Below are 19,734 nucleotides of genomic sequence, written 5' to 3' on the forward strand. Positions count from 1 at the left end.
TGCGTGAACAGGAGTAGAGCACGTTGCGGCGAGAGGAGCAATTCCAGCCAAAGTCGGGTCGGCCGTCATGACGTTCGCCTTTGGACCGTCCGCTCACCGCCAGGTCCATTGCGGCGCCTGAAGGACACCGTGCCGGCCGAGGTTCACGGTGACCGTGCAGCCGGTGCGTCGTGCGCCGTCTCGTTGAACTCGAGCAGCGTGGGCCCGGGCGAATACGGGACAAACTTAGGTATAGCTCCTTCATGCCTAGTCATGTCGGCCATTTTACCTCCGTACAATTGAGCGTTTCGTGCCCCGCGGACTAGCCTCTCGACCATCGGGAGAGTCGAAGCGAACAGCCGGGGAAAAGCGCAAGCAACGGAGGGAGACAACAATGTGCGATATGTCGGTACGTCCCGAGCGTCGCCTATCGGCGTCCGAAAGTTGCTCCTCGGTCAATGGCTGCGCGGTGTGCGGCGGCAAGTTTGGCCTGATCCGCTACTATTCCTGGCGGACGGCGCTCTGCTCCAAGAAGTGCGTCGATCGTTTCCGCACGCGAAGCGAACGCGACCGCCGGTGGTTGTTTCGGGCCCAGGTCGCATAAGGCTGGATTGGAGAGTTGATCCGGGAGGCCGTGCGTTTGAATCCCTTATGCAAGCTCTTCTGCTGGATCGTTCTCATCGCCCCCATCGCGGCCGGGCAGGCACAGGAGACGGGACACGGTGCCGTTCATCGCCAGCACCCGCCCCAGGACCAGGCGCTGCACGAAAAGTTCTATTCGACCTGGCGCATGCCGGACAATCCGGGCGTCAGTTGCTGCAACAGCGCCGACTGCTATCCGACCGACATCAAGTACATCGACGGCCAGATCTATGCGCGGCGCCGGGAGGACGGGAGATACATTCTGATCCCACCGCAAAAGGTGGAGCGAAACAGGGATAATCCGGACGGCCGGAACCACCTGTGCGCTCCACCGCCCGCACTGTCTCCGCTCGACAGCGTTTACTGCTTCGCTTTGGGAGGTGCCACATGAGATTCGCGTTCGTGCTGGTCAACGGCCGGACCCCGTTCCGGCAGACCTCGTGCGTGCAATGCTGCGAGCCGATCAGCGGCAGCTATTTGCGCGAGATTGCGACCCGTCTGCATTACTGCGATCATCAGTGCTACGCGCTGTCTTGCGAGACGCTCGCGAAAGATGGCGTGAGAGCGGCTTCATGAAATTCGTGGTGGTCAATCACGAGCCGCCGTCGCACGCGGCCGCGTGCAGCACATGCTCGCGGCCGCTCCGCTCCGGCTATGTCCGGCATGCGCGGACGCAGCGCCGTTACTGTGATGACCATTGTTACCGGCGCGGCGAATTCTCCACGCTGTTCATGCACTGGCCGTTGCCTGGGCGGACGGAACCAATTGCCGGCAAGGTCGAGCTCGCCGCTGGCAGCATGATCGGGACGTTGACGGTCATGAGTGCCGTCTGGTGCTGGAGCTGCACGATCACCGCCTGGACCGTCGCGAGAGCTTTGACCGGCGCATATTTGGACGGTCGCGACCTGATCACGATGGAAGGAGGCGACACCTAGAGCATGATCCGGAAAAGTGTGAAGCGGTTTTCAGAGATCATGCTCAAACAATCACCTAAAGCGCGATGACGATTGATCCCAATCGCGTCGCGCGTTAGCTGCGCGACTGCACGCGCGTGGAAGCCGCAGCACCGTATCCTTGAAGCGCCGCGTCCAGCCCCGGCGGCGTCGATCAGGGAATGGGTGCTGCGGCCGCCGCTGGCTCCGTTGCGCTGGCCTCGTGCGTCACCACGCGCTGGTCGCTCTTGCCGGCGATCATGCTGCTGCCCTCGAACCTTGCCCGGTAGACCAGCACGTTCTCCATCACGCGCTGGACGTAGTTGCGCGTCTCGGACAGCGGGATGCGCTCGACCCAGTCGACCGGATCGACGTTGGGGTCGCGGGGATCACCGCGCTTCTGCACCCATTCGCGCACGCGGCCGCGGCCGGCATTGTAGCCGGCGAAGGTCATGATCTGGTTGCCGCGATATTCCGAGAACAGCGCGCTGAGCTCGGCGGCGCCCATCTGCGTGTTGTAGACGGGATCGGAGACCATCCTGTCCCAGTCGTAAGTCAGGCCGAAGCGCTTCGCGGTGTCGCGTCCCGCTTCCGGCGTCACCTGCATCAGCCCGACCGCGTTGGCATGCGACTTGTCGCGTTGCTCGAACGAGCTCTCGGTGCGTGCCACCGAATAGATCACGCTGGTCTCGATCGCGGGCGCGACCTGCTTGTGCTCGGGGATGCCGATGGTCGGGAAGGCGTAGTGGTCGAGCGCGAGCCCGCGCGCCAGCGCGGTCTTGCCGACTTCCAGCATCACGCGCGCATCGTTGTGCCGGCCGGCAAGCTCGCCGAGCGCTTCCAGCGCGGCGACGTCGGTACTCTCCTTGGCGAAATCCTCGGCGTAATAGAACACCATGTCGCGCTCGCCGATGCTGTAGAGCATGTCGGCGGCGCGCACGCGCTCGTCCGCAAGCTGCGCATCCGCCGAGGCCAGCACGGGGGAGGGCGGACGCAGCTCGATGCCGTCGAGGCCGAGCTTGGCGCGGGCGAGCTGGCCGTAATAGGCGGTGTGATAGCGCGCCGCCGCCCGATAGCTCATGCGCGCATCGGCCGACGCGCCCATGGCTTCGGCCGCGCGGCCACGCCAGTAATGCGCCCGGGACAACGCGATCGGATTGGATGAGCCAGCGTCGATCGCGGCGAAGTGCATCATCGCCGTTTCGGGATCGTTCAGAAAGCGCAGCGCGATCCAGCCGCACATGAAGTGATGGTCGACGCGGTAGACTTCCTTTTCCGGCACCGCGGCCGTGCGCACCACGTCATAGGCGGTCCTCGACTTTCCCTGGTCGAGCAGCTTGCGTGCGAGCATGCGGCGCTCGCGCCACCACGCGTCGGTGTCCTGGGCCGCCATGGTCTCGGGCGCGGCGGCGAGGATCACCTCGGCGGCGTCGTCGATGCGATCCTTCTGCAGGTGCCATTGCGCGCGGCACAGCACGTAGCCGAGATCGCGGCGCGCTTCGGCCGGCACGTCCTCGAGATAGTCCTTGGCCTTGCTCGCCTTGCCGGTGACGGCGGCGCAGGCCTTGACGATGGCAAGCGCATCCTCGCCGAGCCGTTTGGCCGCGCGCCTTGCGCCGTCATAGTCCTTGGCGCCGAGACGCTTGTCCATGCGGGCGCGATGATCGTCCGCCGTGAGCAGATCACGGAAGGCCTGGTAGGAATCCTCCTCGCTCCGCTCGGACAGTTCCTCCGCGCGCCAGGTTTCCCGGACCAGCCGCGCGGCCCTGTCGGTCTCGCCCTCAGTGAGCAGCCCGCGCGCGAGTGCGAACTTGCCCTTGGCGCTGGTCGGTCGATCCATCGTGAACTTGTGCACGATGGCCGCGTCGGCCTTCTCCTGCCACAGCCGTGCCTCGGCGCGGCGGCGGAGCAGGGCGCTGCTCGGCCAGCCGGGATTGGCGGCGAGGAAGGCGGCGTAGCGCTTGAAATTCGCGGTGCTCTCGGGATGGCGCAGCATGAACCAGTCGGCGAGCTTCTGGCCGGCGGGGTCCGCGATGCGGTCGCGCGCAGCGCTCGCGTCTTCGGTCTTGCCCTTGCGCGTCAGGTCGATGGCGTCCTTCAGCGCGGCGAGATCGCCGGTCAGGGGCGGAGACGACGGCTTGGCCGCGGGCTGCTCGACCGCCTTCTTCGTTTTGCGCTTGGCATCGGCGTGCTTGCCGTGTCGCGCTTTGCCGGCGGAGGCGTGGCGGTGCTTGCCTGCCTTCGCCTCATGCGTCTTCTTCGGTGCGGATGATTTGTGACTGCTCTTCGCCGCCAGCTCGGTGGGAAGGAGGGCCATTGCGGCCACGGCAACGACACACGCGAGCGAGCGTAGGCACTGGTTCATCCGATGGTCCCCCCTGCGAAAACCACTACAAACCAAGGTCCGCAACATGCGGCTTGCGAATCGAAGCACCGAACGATGCGTCGGCATCGTGTCGCATCCTCAGGCTGTCGCAACAATGCGGCAAAATACGGATTGGAACTGGGGAACTTCCGAAACGACGGAAGAGACGGTGGCTTTAACCTTTGTTAACGATCGGGACTCGCGCGACGATTGCGCACGGTACCGGACGCCGGAACGGCCAGATTGCGCGTGTTCCCTCGGCTAATCCGGTGTATGAGTTCCCTCGCTTCATCCTTTCAACCTTTGCCCTGCACCTATGCCGATTTTCAACCAGTCGATCCGGCGCAAGATCGTCGGCATCGCGCTCGGATTGATCGTCCTGATGCTGGTCACCTCGATCCTGTCGATGGTGATGTCCAGCCAGGTCGGCATTCTGCTCGACGAGCTGACCAACCGCTACATCCCGGCCTACAGCCATCTGGCGCGTGCGAACATCCGCTCGCTGGAACGGGCGCTGGCGCTGCGGCGGATGGTGATGACCAGGATGGAGTCGCCCTCGGACGAGGAGGCCTATGCGGCGCGGCGTCGCGACTTCGAGGTGCTGGACCGCCAGTTCGAGCAGGAGGCCGAGGCCGCTCGCAAGCTCATCAACGCGATCATCGACGACCCCAGGACGTATTCCGACAACGCCGCGCTGGCCCGGCTCGACGTCCGGATCGAGAGCGCCGTCACCGAGCTGCGGCGCGATCTGGACGAGGGCAATGCGAAACTGCTCAAGCAGGTCGGGGCCAGGGATATGGCCGCAGCCCGCGGCACGCTGGAACACATCGACACGCTGCGCGATGCGTTCAACCGGAAGGTCGATGGGATCCGCGCCGACATGCTGACGCAGGTCTATTTCTCGACGTCTCAGGTGATCGGCCGCCAGCACCAGGCGATGATCGTCTCGGGGGTCGTAACCCTGCTCGCGGCGATCGTCGGCTTCGTGTTTGCGTTGTTGGTGAGTAGCGGCATCACGCGTCCGGTGCGGCTGCTGCTGGCCGGCGCCCGCGAGGTCGAGGCGGGCCGTTTCGACAAGCCCATCACAGTCTCGACGCAGGACGAGATCGGCGAGCTCGCTGCCGCCTTCAACCGCATGATCGAGCAGCTCAGGCACAACGAGCGCATTCGCGAGACCTTCGGCCGTTACATCGATCCGAAGGTGGTGCAGGGCCTGATCGACCGGCCGGAGGTCGCCGTCGACGGTGAGCGGCGGGTGATGACCATCATGTTCTGCGACATGAGCGGCTTCACCTCGATGAGCGAGGGCATGACGCCGCGCGGCCTCGTCAAGGTGATGAACCACTACTTCACCGTGATGTCCGCTCCGATCAGGAACAATCGCGGTATCATCGACAAATATATCGGCGACGCCATCATGTCCTATTGGGGGCCGCCCTTCATCGAGGAGGATGAGCAGGGCCTGCTCGCCGGGCTTGCCGCCGTCGAGATGACCGATCAGGTGCCCGCGCTGCAGAAGCAGCTGCCGGACCTGCTCGGCATCCGCGCCATGCCGGCGCCGTGCGATCTGCGCGTCGGCATCGCCACGGGCGAGGTCCTGACCGGCAGTATCGGTTCCGAGCTGATGATGAGCTTCACCGTGATGGGCGATGCCGTGAACCTCGCCTCGCGGCTGGAGGCCGTCAACAAGGTCTACGGCACCCGCATCCTGATCTCGCAGGCGACCGCGGACGGCATCGGGTCGCGCCTGGAATTGCGCGAGATCGATCGTCTGGCGGTCGCGGGCCAAAGCGCGCCGCAGGCGATCTTCGAGGTGATGGCGAGAGCGGGCGCGCTCAGCGATGCGCAAGTGAGCTTGCGCACGCATTATGCCGATGGTCTCGCCGCCTATCGTGCGCGGCGCTTCGACGAGGCCCGCGCCGCTTTCAACGCGGCGCTCGAGGCGGTCCCCGGCGACGGCCCCTCGCGCACGATGCTCGGCCGCATCGCTCAATTTGCGGCCAATCCGCCGGATCCCGATTGGGACGGCGTCTGGCGGCTGGAGCAGAAATAGGCGCGCCTTTGCGGTTGGGCACGCCGCGCCGGAAAAAAAGATGCTACTCCATAACGATGTTCGCCGTGACCTATTTCCCGGGCTTAGGTTGGATGTCCCTGAGGCGTCTGATGGGGACACGCCGATGACACATCTCGAAGACAGGCTGGAGCGGTTCGAGACGCTCACCGCCGAATGCGAGCTGATCGCCAAGCTCGCCACCGACAACAGCAAGCGCGAGTTCTATTTGAAGCTGGGGGAAGAGTACCGTCAGCTGGCCGTCGATATCCGGCAGGCGATCGCGATGACGGCTGCGGCCTGAGCCCGCTGAAATCCGTTCTTAACGTTTGGCGCGCATCCTTGGAGCAAGCGAGCGCCGCTGATCGGCGACGCCCGTGGTGGGAAGGCCGGGGTTCGCTGCAACGCAGCGCACCTCGTGATCGTGATTTGCCATGTCCGACAGGGCAATCCCATGCGCCTCGTTGCAGTGATCATATTCGCGCTCATGACGGCGGCCTGCAATCAGGAGCAGGACATCACCGGCTCGACGACGCCGGCCTGTGCGTTGCGCAACTCCAGCTACAATCCACGCGACATGAACCAGTGCGTCAGCGCCTGCAAAGCGTGCGACCGTGGCACGACGGTCACCTGCACGACCTCCTGCACCCTTAAGGGCGCTCGCTGAGCGGGATCGTCTTCTTCACAACGCCGTCGCCACCTTGCGTGGGGAACCGCAAGCGCTCACCCGCCAAGGCCGGCGGTGCTGGAGCACCGGAACGATTCACATGCATTGATCATTGAAGGAGAGGCGGCAGGACGCGGAGTCCAATGGAATGGGTATGCTCGATCCCGGTCGATTTCTGGTGTCGTGCTCGCATTGCGATGCCTGGCCGATGGCAGCCAATGTGAAACGGTCGAGCTGGTCGGCGTCCCCACACGAGGTCCGCTTCGTCTGCACGCGTTGCCGCCGCGAAGAAACGGCGATCGTTTCGGCCTCCGGCGAATTGACTCCCATCAGGCGCGTCGATGTCCCGCCACGTGACGTCGCTGTCGCCTGGGCCCAGGCGCAGCGCTCGCGCGGGCGGTCCTGATGTTCGGCGCCGCCGGGTCGTCGGAGCTCCAGGTGAGAGCTGCCGCCGTCGGCCGCTCGCCAGGCATCTTGCACTGTCCAGGATGATGCTGGCGCTCCAGCCGGGCGACCGGACCGCGGATGTGTCGTCGGGCCGTCAATCCGCTCGAGCTAACATATTCCGCTTTACAGAAATTCGGAAATATCGCATGTGCCGCCTATCCCGGCTCAGTCTCGAGGGCGATCATGCGGTCGTCATTGTCGCGAGCCGGGCTTGCGGTGGACAACACCTTCGGTTGTCATCGCCCGCGAAGGCAGGCGATTGAGCACTCCGAGTCGCCAGTGATTGAATCGAGGGGCCGCGGCGTATTGGATTCCCCGCCTGCCGGTTCGCTAGGGGGCGAGGGCGACTCACTTCCGGTGTGCGCCCGTCCGTCGTTCCCGAGCGGATGTTCTGTGCCTCCCCCAAGATTTCAATTGTGGCTTGTCATCTTCGGGACGGTATCTGCGTAAGCAAGCCCGTGTCTTCCCGGTAACGATTGTGCTGTGTGCGCAACACCCACCCCGGATTTAACCCTCATCACCGGCGGTTCGCATCACCGCCGCTTTTTGGCCACACCCGAACATGAATAAAATCGCTCTAATGTTTTAAGGGCAGTGGCGGTCTTAGAAGGCGACGAGAAAATCCCAAGGTCGATTCAAATCTTGGCTCTGATTTTTCGGGTCTGAAAGGGTTGGCCGGGGAAGCTGGTTGCGATGGGCGCGAAGATTGACAAGCAGAGCCTGCCGAGCCGTCACGTGACGGAAGGCCCTGCGCGCGCGCCGCATCGGTCCTATTTCTACGCCATGGGTCTGACCACCGAGCAGATCCACCAGCCCTTCGTGGGCGTCGCCTCATGCTGGAACGAAGCCGCTCCCTGCAACATCGCGCTGATGCGTCAGGCGCAGGCGGTGAAGAAGGGCGTCGCGTCCGCCGGCGGCACGCCGCGCGAATTCTGCACCATCACCGTGACCGACGGCATCGCGATGGGCCATGACGGCATGCGCTCCTCGCTGCCGTCGCGCGAATGCATCGCCGATTCGGTCGAACTGACCGTGCGCGGCCATGCCTATGACGCGCTCGTCGGGCTCGCCGGCTGCGACAAGTCGCTGCCGGGCATGATGATGGCGATGGTCCGCCTCAACGTGCCCTCGATTTTCATCTATGGCGGCTCGATCCTGCCCGGCAATTTCCGCGGGCAGCAGGTCACCGTGCAGGACATGTTCGAGGCGGTCGGCAAGCATTCGGTCGGCGCCATGTCGGACGAAGACCTCGACGAGATCGAGCGCGTGGCCTGTCCCTCCGCCGGCGCCTGCGGCGCGCAGTTCACCGCCAACACCATGGCGACCGTGTCCGAGGCGATCGGCCTCGCGCTGCCTTACTCGGCCGGTGCGCCGGCACCGTATGAAATCCGCGACGCCTTCTGCATGACTGCGGGCGAGAAGGTCATGGACCTGATCGCCCAGAACATCCGGCCGCGTGACATCGTCACCCGCAAGGCGCTGGAGAACGCGGCCGCCGTGGTCGCAGCGTCCGGCGGCTCGACCAATGCTGCGCTGCACCTGCCGGCGATCGCGCATGAATGCGGCATCAAGTTCGACCTGTTCGACGTCGCCGAAATCTTCAAAAAGACACCTTATGTCGCGGATTTGAAGCCGGGTGGCCGTTATGTCGCCAAAGACATGTTTGAAGTAGGTGGCATACCGCTTCTGATGAAGACGCTGCTCGACAACGGCTTCCTGCACGGTGATTGCCTTACCGTCACGGGCCGCACGATCGCCGAAAACCTCAAGAGCGTGAAATGGAATCCGCACCAGGACGTGGTGCACCCGGCAGACAAGCCCATCACCGTGACAGGCGGTGTGGTCGGTCTGAAGGGCAATTTGGCGCCAGAAGGTGCGATCGTGAAAGTCGCGGGAATGTCCAACCTCAGGTTCACCGGTCCGGCCAGGTGCTTCGACCGTGAGGAGGATGCGTTCGAGGCGGTCCAGAATCGCACCTACCGCGAAGGCGAAGTCATCGTGATCCGCTACGAGGGGCCGAAGGGCGGTCCCGGCATGCGGGAAATGCTCCAGACCACGGCAGCGCTGACCGGCCAGGGCATGGGCGGCAAGATCGCGCTCATCACCGACGGCCGCTTCTCCGGCGCCACCCGCGGCTTCTGCATCGGCCATGTCGGGCCGGAGGCGGCGGTCGGCGGCCCGATCGGGCTGCTCGAGGACGGCGACATCATCGAGATCGACGCGGTCAACGGGACCCTTAACGTAAAATTGAGCGACGCCGAGCTCGCCCAGCGCAGAACCAAATGGAGCGCTCGCGCGACTAACCACACGTCGGGTGCGCTCTGGAAATATGCTCAGCAGGTTGGACCGGCGGTCGGAGGGGCAGTGACCCATCCGGGCGGCGCGCACGAGAAACAGTGCTATGCGGACATTTAGGCGTACCACGGTTGCGTTTGTGTTGGGGGCGGCTGCGCTGGCCGCGCCGGCGTTCGCCTTCGACGGTGCGCCGGTCAACCCCAAGGACGCCACCATCCCGGTCGTGACGACCTTGCCCGGCGTTGCGGGGGCGGTCCGCACCAAGGTTCCGCCGCAGGTCGCAACCCAGGAAACCTCGCTCAGCGCCTTGCAATATGCCGCCGAGGGCGGTCACCCCATCGCGCAGTGGAAGCTCGGCCGCATGTACGCCAACGGCGACGGCGTCGCCCAGGACGATCTGCGTGCCTTCGAATATTTCAGCCGGATCGCCAATGCGCATGCCGAGGACAGCCCGTCGGCGCCGCAGGCGCAGATCGTGGCCAACGCCTTCGTCGCGCTCGGCCGCTACTATCTGGCCGGCATCCCGAATTCGAAGGTCAAGGCCGACCCGGACCGGGCCCGGGAGATGTTCTCCTATGCCGCATCCTATTTCGGCAATGCGGACGCGCAATACGACCTCGCCCGTCTGTACCTGAAGACCCCGGACGCCTCGCGCGAGGACTACCGCTATGGCGCGCGCTGGCTTGGCCTCGCCGCGCAGAAGGGCCAGCATCAGGCTCAGGCCTTGCTCGGCCAGATGCTGTTCAACGGCGACCGCCTGCCGCGGCAGGCCGCGCGCGGCCTGATGTGGCTGACGCTGGCGCGCGACAGCGCAAGTGCCGACGAGGTCTGGATCAAGGAAAGCTACAACCGCGCCTTCGCCAAGGCCTCCGACGACGACCGCGCCATGGCCCTGCAAATGCTGGAGCAATGGGTGCAGGGGCGTCGGGAATAGGCGCCTGACACCGTCATTCCGGGGCGGCTCGAAGAGCCGAACTCCGGTGCGCAACTGCGCACCTGAGAATCGCGAGATTCCGGGCTCGATGCTTCGCATCGCCCCGGAATGACGTCGCTAAGCCTAAGCCGCCTCCAGATCCAGATCCGCCCACACCGGCACGTGGTCCGAAGGCTTCTCCCAGCCGCGCACGTAGCTGTCGATGCCGACATTGGCGAGCCTGTCGCTGGCCTGCGGCGACAGCAGCAGGTGGTCGATCCGCAGCCCCTGGTTCTTCTGCCAGGCCCCGGCCTGGTAGTCCCAGAACGTGTAGAGCCCGCCCTCGTCGGTGACCGCGCGCAAGGCGTCGGTGAGGCCGAGGCCGAGCAGGGACTGGAAGCTCTCGCGCGTCTCGGTCTTGAACAGGGCGTCCTCGGTCCATGCGGCCGGATTGTGCACGTCGCGGGCATGCGGGATGACGTTGAAGTCGCCTGCCAGGATCAGCGGGACCTCCTCCCGAAGTCGCTCTTTCGAATAATCAAGAAGCCGCGACATCCATTTGAGCTTGTAGGGATATTTCTCGGTCCCGACCGGATTGCCATTGGGCAGATAGAGGCAGGCGATGCGCAGCACCCCTCGCTTCAGCGTCACCACGCCTTCGAGGAAGCGGGCATGGCTATCCTCGTCGTCGCCGGCAAGGCCCGACTTGGTCTCGTCGAACCGGAGCTTGGAGAGCAGGGCGACGCCGTTGAACGTCTTCTGCCCGTGCGTCACCACGTTGTAGCCGAGCGCCTCGATCTCCAGCCGCGGAAAGGCCTCGTCGACGCACTTGATCTCCTGCAGGCAGACGATGTCCGGCTGGCACTCCTTCAGCCAGGTCAGGAGCAGATCGATCCGCTGCCGGACCGAGTTCACGTTCCAGGTGGCTACTCTGATGGGCATTGGGAGGGCTCCGGGCAGGGGGTCTTGGTTAGAACAAAATGCAAACGCGCCCGTCAAGACGGCCGCAAAATCTCCCACAAAATTAACCCGGCTTAAGCAGGCCGCAGGCCATTGATCGTCAAGAGGTTCCGCGGATGGATGGCCGGACAAGGCGATGAAGCGAACTCAGTCGCGTGACGGCCTGATCGGCGCGTTCCTGTATTGGCTCGGTGGGTTCGAGATCGAGGACGGTCTGACTGCCGATCTCAGCGAGCGGGAGATCCGCCGCATCCGCGCCAAGCAGATCGACGCGGTGACCCAGCTGATCCCGGTGACGATGGCGGTGACGATGCTGAACGTCGCCATCGCGCTGATCCTGTTCTGGGGCAGGGGCTGGAACGACTTCCTCGCGATCTGGGGCCTGACGCTCGCCGCCACCGCCTCGCTCGCGGTGCGCGCATGGCACAAGGCGTACCAGAACCCGCCGCAGGAGGCTTCGCCCCGCGCGGCGCGGCAGACGCTGCGGCAGGCGTTTTTTCTCGCCGCGATCTGGGGCGCGCTTCCGCTCGCTCTGTTCAGCCGCATCGAGCCGACCAGCCAATTGCTCCTGGCCTGCCTGATGGTCGGCATGATGTCGGGCGGCGCCTTCACGCTCTCGACCTTCCCGCGCGCGGGCCTCGTCTATCTCGCCACCATGACGATCGCCTGCGCCGGCGCGCTGCTCCTGTGCGGCACCGGGCCATATCTGGTGACCGCGGTGTTCCTGCTGCTGTTCGCGTTCTTCATGGCGCGCAACATCGTCTCCCAGGGCAACCTCTTCCTCGGCAATCTCAAGGCCCGGCTCGAGCTCGAGCGGCAGACCGAGATCATCTCGCTGCTGCTGAAGGATTTTCAGGAGAACGCCAGCGACTGGCTGTGGCGGACCGATGCCGAGGGACGCCTCGTCGACGTGCCGCAACGCTTCGCCGACGTCGCGCAGCTGCCCCTTACGCTGCTGAAGGGATCGCATTTCGCCGATGTGCTCGACATGCTCTGCCCCGAGGACAAGAGCGCCGCCTATAACATCGTCGGCCTGATGGAGCAGGCCGAGCCGCTGCATGAGATGAACCTCAAGGTCGTCGCAGGCGGCGAGGCCCGGCTGTGGTCGCTGACGGCCAAGCCGGCCCATGACCGTGACGGTCATTTCCTCGGCTATCGCGGCTTCGGACGCGACGTCACCGAGCGCTGGCGTGCGGAAAAGGCCGAGGCCGAAAGCCGCGCCAAGTCCGACTTCCTGGCGGTGATGAGCCACGAGATCCGCACCCCCATGAACGGCGTGCTCGGGCTCGCCAGCATGCTGCTCGAAACCAATCTCGATCCGGAGCAGCGCGAGGCCGTCACCACGATCCGCGACTCCGGCGACAACCTCCAGCGCATCCTCAACGACATTCTCGACCTCTCCAAGCTCGAAGCCGGCCGCTTCCAGTTCGAGGCGATCGACTTCGCGCCGCAGGCGCTGGTCGAGACGGTCGCGGCCGTGGTGCGCGCGGGCGCCAGGAGCAGGGGGCTCGCGGTCAAGGTCGAGCTCGATCCAAACCTGCCGCCGACGCTTCGCGGCGACGTCGCGCGCATCCGCCAGGTGCTGCTCAATCTCGCCTCCAACGCGGTGAAGTTCACGGACGAAGGCGAGGTCACGATATCGGCGATTTGCCAGGCGCGGCGCGACCTGCTGGCGACGGTGGAATGGACGGTGACCGACAGCGGCATCGGCATCGCGCCCGACAAGCTCGCCCTGCTGTTCAGCGACTTCGCCCAGGCCGATGCCTCGATCAGCCGCCGCTTCGGCGGCACCGGCCTCGGCCTTGCGATCTCAAGGCGCATCATCGAGCAGATGGGCGGCACGATCGGCGTGACCTCGACGCCGGGCGAGGGCTCGACCTTCCGCTTCACGCTGGTGCTGCCCTGGAGCCAGGCGCTGGCGTCCGATCAGGCTGGCGGCCGCGACGAAGCCGATGATCTGAAAGCCCGGATCGCCGGCCTCGACCGGCCGCTGAAGGTGCTGGTCGCGGAGGATGATGCGGTCAACCGCATGGTCGTGAGCAAGATGCTGGGGGCTTTCGACGTCGAGCTGCGTGTCGTCACCGACGGGATCGAGGCGGTCGCGGCTGTGTCCGAGGGCGACTACGACCTGGTCCTGATGGATGTGCGCATGCCGGAGATGGACGGCCTTGCCGCAACCCGCGCGATCCGCGCGCAAGGCGGGCGTTTCGAAGCCTTGCCGATCATCGCGCTGACCGCCAATGCCTTCCCCGAGGACATCAGGATCTGCCGCGAAGCCGGCATGTCGGATTTCCTGGCAAAGCCGCTGCGCAAGCCGGAACTTGTCGGAGCGCTGCTACAGGCGCTGGACGGCCACGTCATGCCGGAGGACGCACCGCTGCAGCCGGTGCTGATGCCGGCCGAGGTGGCGTGGACGGACGAGGAAAGGCAGATAACAGGGGCTTGAAAGCGCTCCGGCGGGGACGAACCCTAGAGTTGACCGGCTGAAATATTGGAGGAGATTCTGAGCAAGGAATTCCAATTCAGGGCGCAGACCCTTTTTGACCCATCGGCGAAGGTCACTGAAAAAGAGGCACTGCACGATGCGCCCGGCGCTGCTGAAGCGGGTGCGAGGACCAGGAAGCTCGCTTTTTGGCTGAAGTCCGCAATGGTCAGCAGAGGGTTGGCGCTGAATGACCCGGAGCTCGATGAAGGCGGTTGGTTGTTCTCGATTCCGCAGGGTGGCGGCCCCTTCGTACTTTGCATCCTCGGGGCGAGTCCTGGCGATGAGACGCTGTTCGTATTGCTCGTGACGGGCATTGGTGGCGCGACCGAGCACGTTGTTACCGAAGTTATCGAACATATTCTCCGCAATGCGAGTGAGATCACGGAGTTGAAGGTCGATTGACTCGAAGAGCGCAGCATTTTTTTCGCGGTGCGCCGCTAAAGTTTCCATAGACGCGCGCGGCGATCACCTTCGGGCGCTCGACCGAGCCGGATTCCGGATGCGGTTTGACCGGCGCGAACAGATCGCGCTTGCCGGCATCGTGGCCGTGAGCCGCTGAACCGCTCGCTGGTCTTGGTACGTTGCCCACCGCAACGCACGCAACTTGGGTGAGGGGCCCAAGCAATGCGTCATCGGCGCATCGGAGGGCGACGTCAGTATGCGCTGAAAGCTCGGCCCCTCGAGACCTCGCGATTTTGACATCTTACCCCTGTTTTGCCCGACGGAGCAAGGCAGATTCGGGTAATCGAAAACAACTCAGTCCGAACAATCCCCTCGCTACTGTGCATGGGGTTGTTTTTCAGGTTTTGAATCGGTCAGATCGAGAAGCTCGTGCCACAGCCGCAGGACGCGGTGGCATTGGGATTGTTGACGCGGAACGAGGCGCCGATCAGGTCATCGACGAAATCGACCTGCGATCCCGCCAGGAAGGGCTGCGAGGCGGAATCGACCAGCACCACCGCATTGTCCTGCTCGATCACGAGATCGTCGTCGGTGCGGGCGCGGTCGATGTCGAACTTGTACTGGAAGCCGGAGCAGCCGCCGCCCTCGACCGAGATGCGCAGCATCGCGCCAGAACCTTCGCCCTTGAGGATCTCCCCAATCCGGCGTGCGGCCCGGTCGCTGATGGTCACGGCAGTCGTCATTGCTGGTCTCCGATAGTCCCGTTGTCCCGCGTCATACCCATTTCATTTGGTATCCCGCGCCCGACATAGTTAAGTGCCACCATACGCAGAATCAAATGGATAGGGACTAAATTCGCCGTGTCCGTCGGAATGGCAGCCCCCCGCGCGCGCTATGCCTGTGACCCCGATTGCAGCCGCGGCCGGCTGGTCGCCGAGCCCCCGAGCCGGACCCGCAGCCCGTTCCGGCGGGATTGCGACCGGGTGATCCATTCCACCGCCTTCCGCCGCCTCAAGTACAAGACCCAGGTGTTCGTGTTCCACGAGGGCGACCATTACCGCACCCGGCTGACCCATTCGCTGGAGGTGGCCCAGATCGCCCGGGCGCTGGCCCGGCAGCTTGGGCTCGACGAGGACCTCACTGAAACCCTCGCGCTCGCGCACGATCTCGGCCATCCCCCGTTCGGGCATGCCGGCGAGAGGGCCCTGGACGCCTGCCTGAAGGAGTTCGGCGGCTTCGACCACAACGCCCAGACGCTGCGCGTCGTGGCTTCGCTCGAGCACCGCTATCCCGAGTTCGACGGGCTCAACCTGACCTGGGAGTCGCTGGAGGGCATCGTCAAGCACAACGGGCCGCTGACCGATCGCAGCGGCGCCCCGGTCGGGCGCTACCGCGAGCACGGCGTTCCCGTCGGGATCGCCGACTACATCAAGTCCTACGATCTCGAACTGTGGAGCTTCGCCTCGCTGGAGGCGCAGGTCGCCGCGATCGCCGACGACATCGCCTATGATGCCCACGACATCGACGATGGCCTGCGCGCCGGCCTGTTCCAGCTCGACGATCTCAAGGTGATGCCGCTGACGGCGGAGATCATCGCCGAGACCTCGGCGCAATATCCCGATCTCGAAGACGTCCGGCGCGGCGCCGAGCTGGTGCGCGAGTTGATCTCGCACCTGATCGGCGCGGTGTTCGCGGAGGCCCAGAAGAACCTCGCGACGGTCAAGCCGCAATCGGCCCAGGACGTCCGGCAGCAGAGCCGGGCGCTGATCGCGTTCCCGGCCGAGGTTGCCGAGGAGGAGGCCGCCATCAAACGCTTCCTGTACCAGCACATGTACCGCCACGAGCGGGTGATGCGGGTGATGGGCGAGGCCGAGCAGATCCTGTTCGACCTGTTCGCAAAATACCTGAAATCCCCCGGCGAGCTGCCGCCGGAATGGCGGCTGGGGTCGGAGGCGGACGATGAGGGCGACCGGGCCCGCCGGATCGGCAATTTCATTGCCGGAATGACCGACCGCTTCGCCCTGACCGAGCACCAGCGGCTCTTTGACTCGACCCCGGATTTGCGTTAGGCGGCGGCCATGCCCCAGACATCCTCATCGCTGCATCTGTTCGCTGACGTGCTCGCACGCGTGCACGACGCCTGCCGCGCGCTCGCGGCGGAGTCCAGCTGGCCCGAGGGCATCGATTTCTCCCGCGTCGTGGTCGAGCCCCCGCGCGATGCCTCCCATGGCGACATGGCGACCAACGCCGCGATGGTGCTTGCGAAAGAGGCAAAGGCAAAGCCGCGCGATCTCGCCGAGCAGATCGCCGAACGGCTGCGCACGGATGCGCTGATCGCCAAGGTCGATGTCGCCGGCCCCGGCTTCATCAATCTGACCTTGAAGCCGGCCGCCTGGGCCGAGGCGCTGCGGACGGTGCTGCGCGAAGGCGCGGATTACGGCCGCATCCGGGGCGGCGCCAAGGTCAATGTCGAATACGTCTCGGCCAATCCGACCGGGCCGATGCATGTCGGCCATTGCCGCGGCGCCGTGTTCGGCGACGCGCTGGCGAGCCTGCTCCAGTTCGCCGGCCACGACGTCACGCGCGAATATTACATCAATGACGCCGGTGCCCAGGTCGACGTGCTCGCGCGCTCAGCCTTCCTGAGGTATCGCGAAGCGCTCGGCGAGGACATCGGCGCGATCCCGGAAGGGCTCTATCCCGGCGACTACCTCAGGCCGGTCGGGCAGGCGCTCGCGACGGAGCATGGCGACAAGCTGCTCGCGATGAGCGAGGCCCAGTGGCTACCGACCGTGCGCGCCAAGGCGATCGCGATGATGATGGACGAGATCAAGGACGATCTCGCCGCCCTCAACATCCGCCACGACGTGTTCTTCTCCGAGCGCTCCCTGATCGAGACCGGCAACAACAAGGTTGCCGAGACCATCGACTTCCTGAAGGCCAAGGGCGACATCTACGAAGGCCGCCTGCCGCCGCCGAAGGGCGCGCCGGTCGAGGATTGGGAAGACCGCGAGCAGCTGCTGTTCAGGGCGACCGCTTACGGCGACGACGTCGACCGTCCGCTGATTAAGTCGGACAATTCCTACACCTACTTCGCCTCCGACATCGCCTATCACAAGAATAAGTTCGACCGCGGCTTTGCCGAGATGATCGACGTCTGGGGCGCCGACCACGGCGGCTACATCAAGCGCATGCAGGCGGCGGTGAAAGCGACGACGTCGGGCAAGGGATCGCTCGACGTCAAGATCGTCCAGCTGGTGAAGCTCTTGCGCAACGGCGAGCCGGTGAAGATGTCCAAGCGGAGCGGGGACTTCGTCACCTTGCGTGAAGTGGTGGATGAAGTCGGCCAGGACGCCGTCCGCTTCATGATGCTGTACCGGAAGAACGACGCGGTGCTCGACTTCGACCTCGCCAAGGTCATGGAACAGTCGCGCGACAACCCGGTGTTCTACGTCCAGTACGGCCACGCTCGTGGCCACTCGATCTTTCGCAACGCGCGGGCGGAGGTGTTCCCGGAACTGCCGGAGGATACCGGCGCGCGCATCGCCTGGCTCGCTGAGTCGGCGGTGGAACGGCTGTCGGACCCGGTCGAGCTCGATCTTCTTAAGCAGCTCGCAATTTATCCGCGCATGCTGGAAGCCGCCGCCGCGGCCCATGAGCCGCACCGAATTGCCTTTTATCTCTATGATTTAGCCAGCGAATTTCATGCACTTTGGACGAGAGGGCGCGATTTGCCCTATTTACGCTTCATTATCAATAATGATGCAGATCTTACAAAGGCGCGATTGGCAATGGTCCAGGGCGTCGTCTCGGTCCTGGCATCGGGCCTCGCCATCCTCGGCGTCCATGCCCCGGACGAGATGCGGTAGTTTGGGGCGAACTACTTAAGGGGAATTCGGGGGTAACCGGCAGAAGCCGGATCGCTTAGACTTGGTTGAAAGCCTTGTGGGTCGAAAGCCGTGCCTTGGTCGAGGGGCGCGCGGCTTTCCCGAAGGGACGCATCATCACGATGGCCGAACGATATCAGGACAGACCGTTTCCTTCCGATGACTATGGTCGCGGCGGCGACCAGCATGGGAAGGCGGATAGCGATCCCTTGGCCGAGCTCGCCCGTCTGATCGGGCAGACCGATCCCTTCGCAGCGCAGTCGCGTCCGCCGGCGGCGCCCGCCCAGAGCTATCAGGACGACGATTACCGCCGGGGCGATGATCAGCAGGACTATGCCGAGGAGACACCGTCGCCGCCCTCGTGGATGCGGCGTGCCAACGTGCAACCGCAGCCGGCACCCGCGCCGGAGCCTGACTACCCGGTCACCGTAAGCCCAGTTCATCCGCTGCATCGCTACGCGGCCAGGCCTGCTGCGCCCGAGCCTGTCGTTCATCAGCCCCAGGCATATCAGAACACCTATCAAGATCAGGCCCATCCGGAGCAGGCCTATCAGCAGCATGGTCAGGCCTACCAGGAGCAGTCCTATCCGGAGCCGTATGCGCAGCCCGATCCGTCGCGCTACGACGATGCGCTCTATGGTCGACTGGAGACCGGCGAGCAGGACTATCAGCGCGAGCCGGCCTATCCCGACGACCCTTACGCCTACCAGAGCGACTATCCCGAGGACGAGGTCGAGCAGCCGAAGAAGCAGCGCGGCGGCATGATGACGGTCGCGGCGATCCTGGCGCTTGCCGTGGTCGGCACCGGAGCCGCGTTCGCCTACAAGACCTATATCGGCTCGCCTCGCAGCGGCGAGCCGCCGATCATCAAGGCCGACAACACGCCGACCAAGATCGTGCCGGCGCCGACTGACTCCGCGGCCAAGGTGCCGGACCGCATGGTCAGCGGTGACGGCACCGAAAAGATCGTGCCGCGCGAGGAGGCGCCCGTCGACGTCAACGCCAAGGCAGGCGGGCCGCGCGTGGTGTTCCCGCCGCTGAACCAGAATGCGAACCCGCCGTCGGTGGCGAGCGTGTCGCCGTCCAACGTGCCGCCGCCGAGCGCGGGGTCGAGCCCCAACCCCAGCAACGGCACCCTGCCGAACAATTCGCCGCGCCCGATCAGGACGGTGGCGGTGAAGGGTGACCAGACCGATAGCGCCGTGCCGCAATCGGCCGCTAAGCCGACGGCCGCGGCGCCGAAGCCTGTTGCCCCGCCCGTTGCGCCCGCCGCGCCGCGCAATCCGCCGACCTCGGCCAATGCCAGCGCCAACCAGCCGATGTCGCTGGCGCCGCAATCATCCCCCGCGGCCGAGCCGCCGCAGCGGATGGCTGCGACCAGCCCGACGCAGATCGCGCCGACCAGCAGCAGCAGCGGCGGCTACATCGTGCAAGTCTCCTCGCAGCAGAGCGAGGACAGCGCCGCCGCGTCCTATCGAGTGCTTCAGAGCAAGTATGGCAGCGTGCTCGGCTCGCGCTCCCCAGTGATCAAGCGGGTCGACCTGACCGACAAGGGCAAGGGCATCGTCTACCGCGCGTTCGCTGGTCCCTATGCGTCGGCCGAAGAAGCGACTCAGGCCTGCAACAGCCTGAAGGCCGCCGGCCTGCCGACCTGCTTCATCCAGAGGAATTAACCGCGGTTTCCTTGACCCCCTGACGGGGCAGGGTTAA

Annotated in this window: 16 protein-coding genes; 13 read left to right on the plus strand and 3 right to left on the minus strand. The window is 65.0% G+C overall.

Annotated features, from left to right (window positions below; all coding sequences use genetic code 11):
- Window positions 1-598 precede the first annotated feature (598 nt).
- Genes AC24YW_RS20985 through AC24YW_RS20995 form a run of 3 tightly spaced genes read left to right on the plus strand, consistent with a single transcriptional unit; the run spans window position 599 to window position 1,556 of the window.
- The gene (locus AC24YW_RS20985; protein WP_487484493.1) at window positions 599-1,012 is read left to right on the plus strand and encodes a hypothetical protein; all 414 of its coding nucleotides are present in this window, start codon (window positions 599-601) and stop codon (window positions 1,010-1,012) included.
- Window positions 1,009-1,197 carry a hypothetical protein gene (locus tag AC24YW_RS20990; protein ID WP_487484494.1) on the plus strand — a complete coding sequence of 63 codons (189 nt, stop codon included), beginning with the start codon at window positions 1,009-1,011 and terminating at the stop codon, window positions 1,195-1,197. Before AC24YW_RS20985 ends, AC24YW_RS20990 begins: the two co-directional genes overlap by 4 nt.
- Window positions 1,194-1,556, plus strand: a complete 363-nt coding sequence (locus AC24YW_RS20995) for a hypothetical protein (RefSeq protein ID WP_487484495.1) — start codon at window positions 1,194-1,196, stop codon at window positions 1,554-1,556. Before AC24YW_RS20990 ends, AC24YW_RS20995 begins: the two co-directional genes overlap by 4 nt.
- A gap of 172 nt (window positions 1,557-1,728) precedes the next feature.
- Here the strand turns inward: AC24YW_RS20995 and AC24YW_RS21000 are convergent, their stop codons facing one another.
- The gene (locus tag AC24YW_RS21000) at window positions 1,729-3,918 is read right to left on the minus strand and encodes a lytic transglycosylase domain-containing protein (protein WP_487484496.1); all 2,190 of its coding nucleotides are present in this window, start codon (window positions 3,916-3,918) and stop codon (window positions 1,729-1,731) included.
- Window positions 3,919-4,234: 316 nt separating this feature from the next.
- Here AC24YW_RS21000 and AC24YW_RS21005 point away from each other — a divergent pair, with 316 nt between their 5' ends.
- From AC24YW_RS21005 to AC24YW_RS21025, 5 genes are all read left to right on the plus strand, one after another.
- Complete coding sequence (locus AC24YW_RS21005) at window positions 4,235-5,971, plus strand: adenylate/guanylate cyclase domain-containing protein (RefSeq protein ID WP_487484497.1); 1,737 nt, start codon at window positions 4,235-4,237, stop codon at window positions 5,969-5,971.
- A gap of 124 nt (window positions 5,972-6,095) precedes the next feature.
- On the plus strand, window positions 6,096-6,272 hold the full coding sequence (locus AC24YW_RS21010) for a hypothetical protein (RefSeq protein WP_487484498.1): 177 nt from the start codon (window positions 6,096-6,098) through the stop codon (window positions 6,270-6,272).
- A gap of 150 nt (window positions 6,273-6,422) precedes the next feature.
- Window positions 6,423-6,635 (plus strand): hypothetical protein, encoded by a 213-nt coding sequence (locus AC24YW_RS21015; protein ID WP_487484499.1) that lies wholly within the window; start codon window positions 6,423-6,425, stop codon window positions 6,633-6,635.
- A 1,140-nt stretch (window positions 6,636-7,775) separates the two neighbouring features.
- On the plus strand, window positions 7,776-9,497 hold the full coding sequence (ilvD, locus tag AC24YW_RS21020) for a dihydroxy-acid dehydratase (protein ID WP_487484500.1): 1,722 nt from the start codon (window positions 7,776-7,778) through the stop codon (window positions 9,495-9,497).
- Window positions 9,484-10,311: a tetratricopeptide repeat protein gene (locus tag AC24YW_RS21025; RefSeq protein ID WP_487484501.1), complete on the plus strand. Its 828-nt coding sequence runs from the start codon at window positions 9,484-9,486 to the stop codon at window positions 10,309-10,311. The genes ilvD and AC24YW_RS21025 overlap by 14 nt, the downstream gene beginning before the upstream one ends.
- Before the next feature lie 123 nt (window positions 10,312-10,434).
- Here AC24YW_RS21025 and xth read toward each other — a convergent pair whose 3' ends face one another.
- Complete coding sequence (gene xth, locus AC24YW_RS21030) at window positions 10,435-11,232, minus strand: exodeoxyribonuclease III (RefSeq protein WP_487484502.1); 798 nt, start codon at window positions 11,230-11,232, stop codon at window positions 10,435-10,437.
- 154 nt (window positions 11,233-11,386) lie between these two features.
- Here xth and AC24YW_RS21035 point away from each other — a divergent pair, with 154 nt between their 5' ends.
- Together AC24YW_RS21035 and AC24YW_RS21040 are read left to right on the plus strand one after the other, a co-directional pair.
- Complete coding sequence (locus AC24YW_RS21035) at window positions 11,387-13,696, plus strand: hybrid sensor histidine kinase/response regulator (protein ID WP_487484503.1); 2,310 nt, start codon at window positions 11,387-11,389, stop codon at window positions 13,694-13,696.
- 45 nt (window positions 13,697-13,741) lie between these two features.
- Window positions 13,742-14,137: a hypothetical protein gene (locus tag AC24YW_RS21040; RefSeq protein ID WP_487484504.1), complete on the plus strand. Its 396-nt coding sequence runs from the start codon at window positions 13,742-13,744 to the stop codon at window positions 14,135-14,137.
- A 413-nt stretch (window positions 14,138-14,550) separates the two neighbouring features.
- Here the strand turns inward: AC24YW_RS21040 and erpA are convergent, their stop codons facing one another.
- Window positions 14,551-14,880, minus strand: a complete 330-nt coding sequence (gene erpA, locus AC24YW_RS21045; RefSeq protein WP_025036472.1) for an iron-sulfur cluster insertion protein ErpA — start codon at window positions 14,878-14,880, stop codon at window positions 14,551-14,553.
- Window positions 14,881-14,997: 117 nt separating this feature from the next.
- Between erpA and AC24YW_RS21050 the strand changes: the two genes are divergently transcribed.
- From AC24YW_RS21050 to AC24YW_RS21060, 3 genes are all read left to right on the plus strand, one after another.
- Window positions 14,998-16,206, plus strand: a complete 1,209-nt coding sequence (locus tag AC24YW_RS21050) for a deoxyguanosinetriphosphate triphosphohydrolase (protein WP_487484505.1) — start codon at window positions 14,998-15,000, stop codon at window positions 16,204-16,206.
- Between the two features lie 9 nt (window positions 16,207-16,215).
- Window positions 16,216-18,006: an arginine--tRNA ligase gene (argS, locus tag AC24YW_RS21055; protein ID WP_487484506.1), complete on the plus strand. Its 1,791-nt coding sequence runs from the start codon at window positions 16,216-16,218 to the stop codon at window positions 18,004-18,006.
- Between the two features lie 140 nt (window positions 18,007-18,146).
- A complete protein-coding gene (locus AC24YW_RS21060) occupies window positions 18,147-19,697 on the plus strand; it encodes an SPOR domain-containing protein (protein ID WP_487484507.1) in 1,551 nt (516 codons plus the stop codon).
- Window positions 19,698-19,734: the final 37 nt, after the last annotated feature.

The organism is Bradyrhizobium sp. USDA3516 (genome assembly GCF_057651995.1).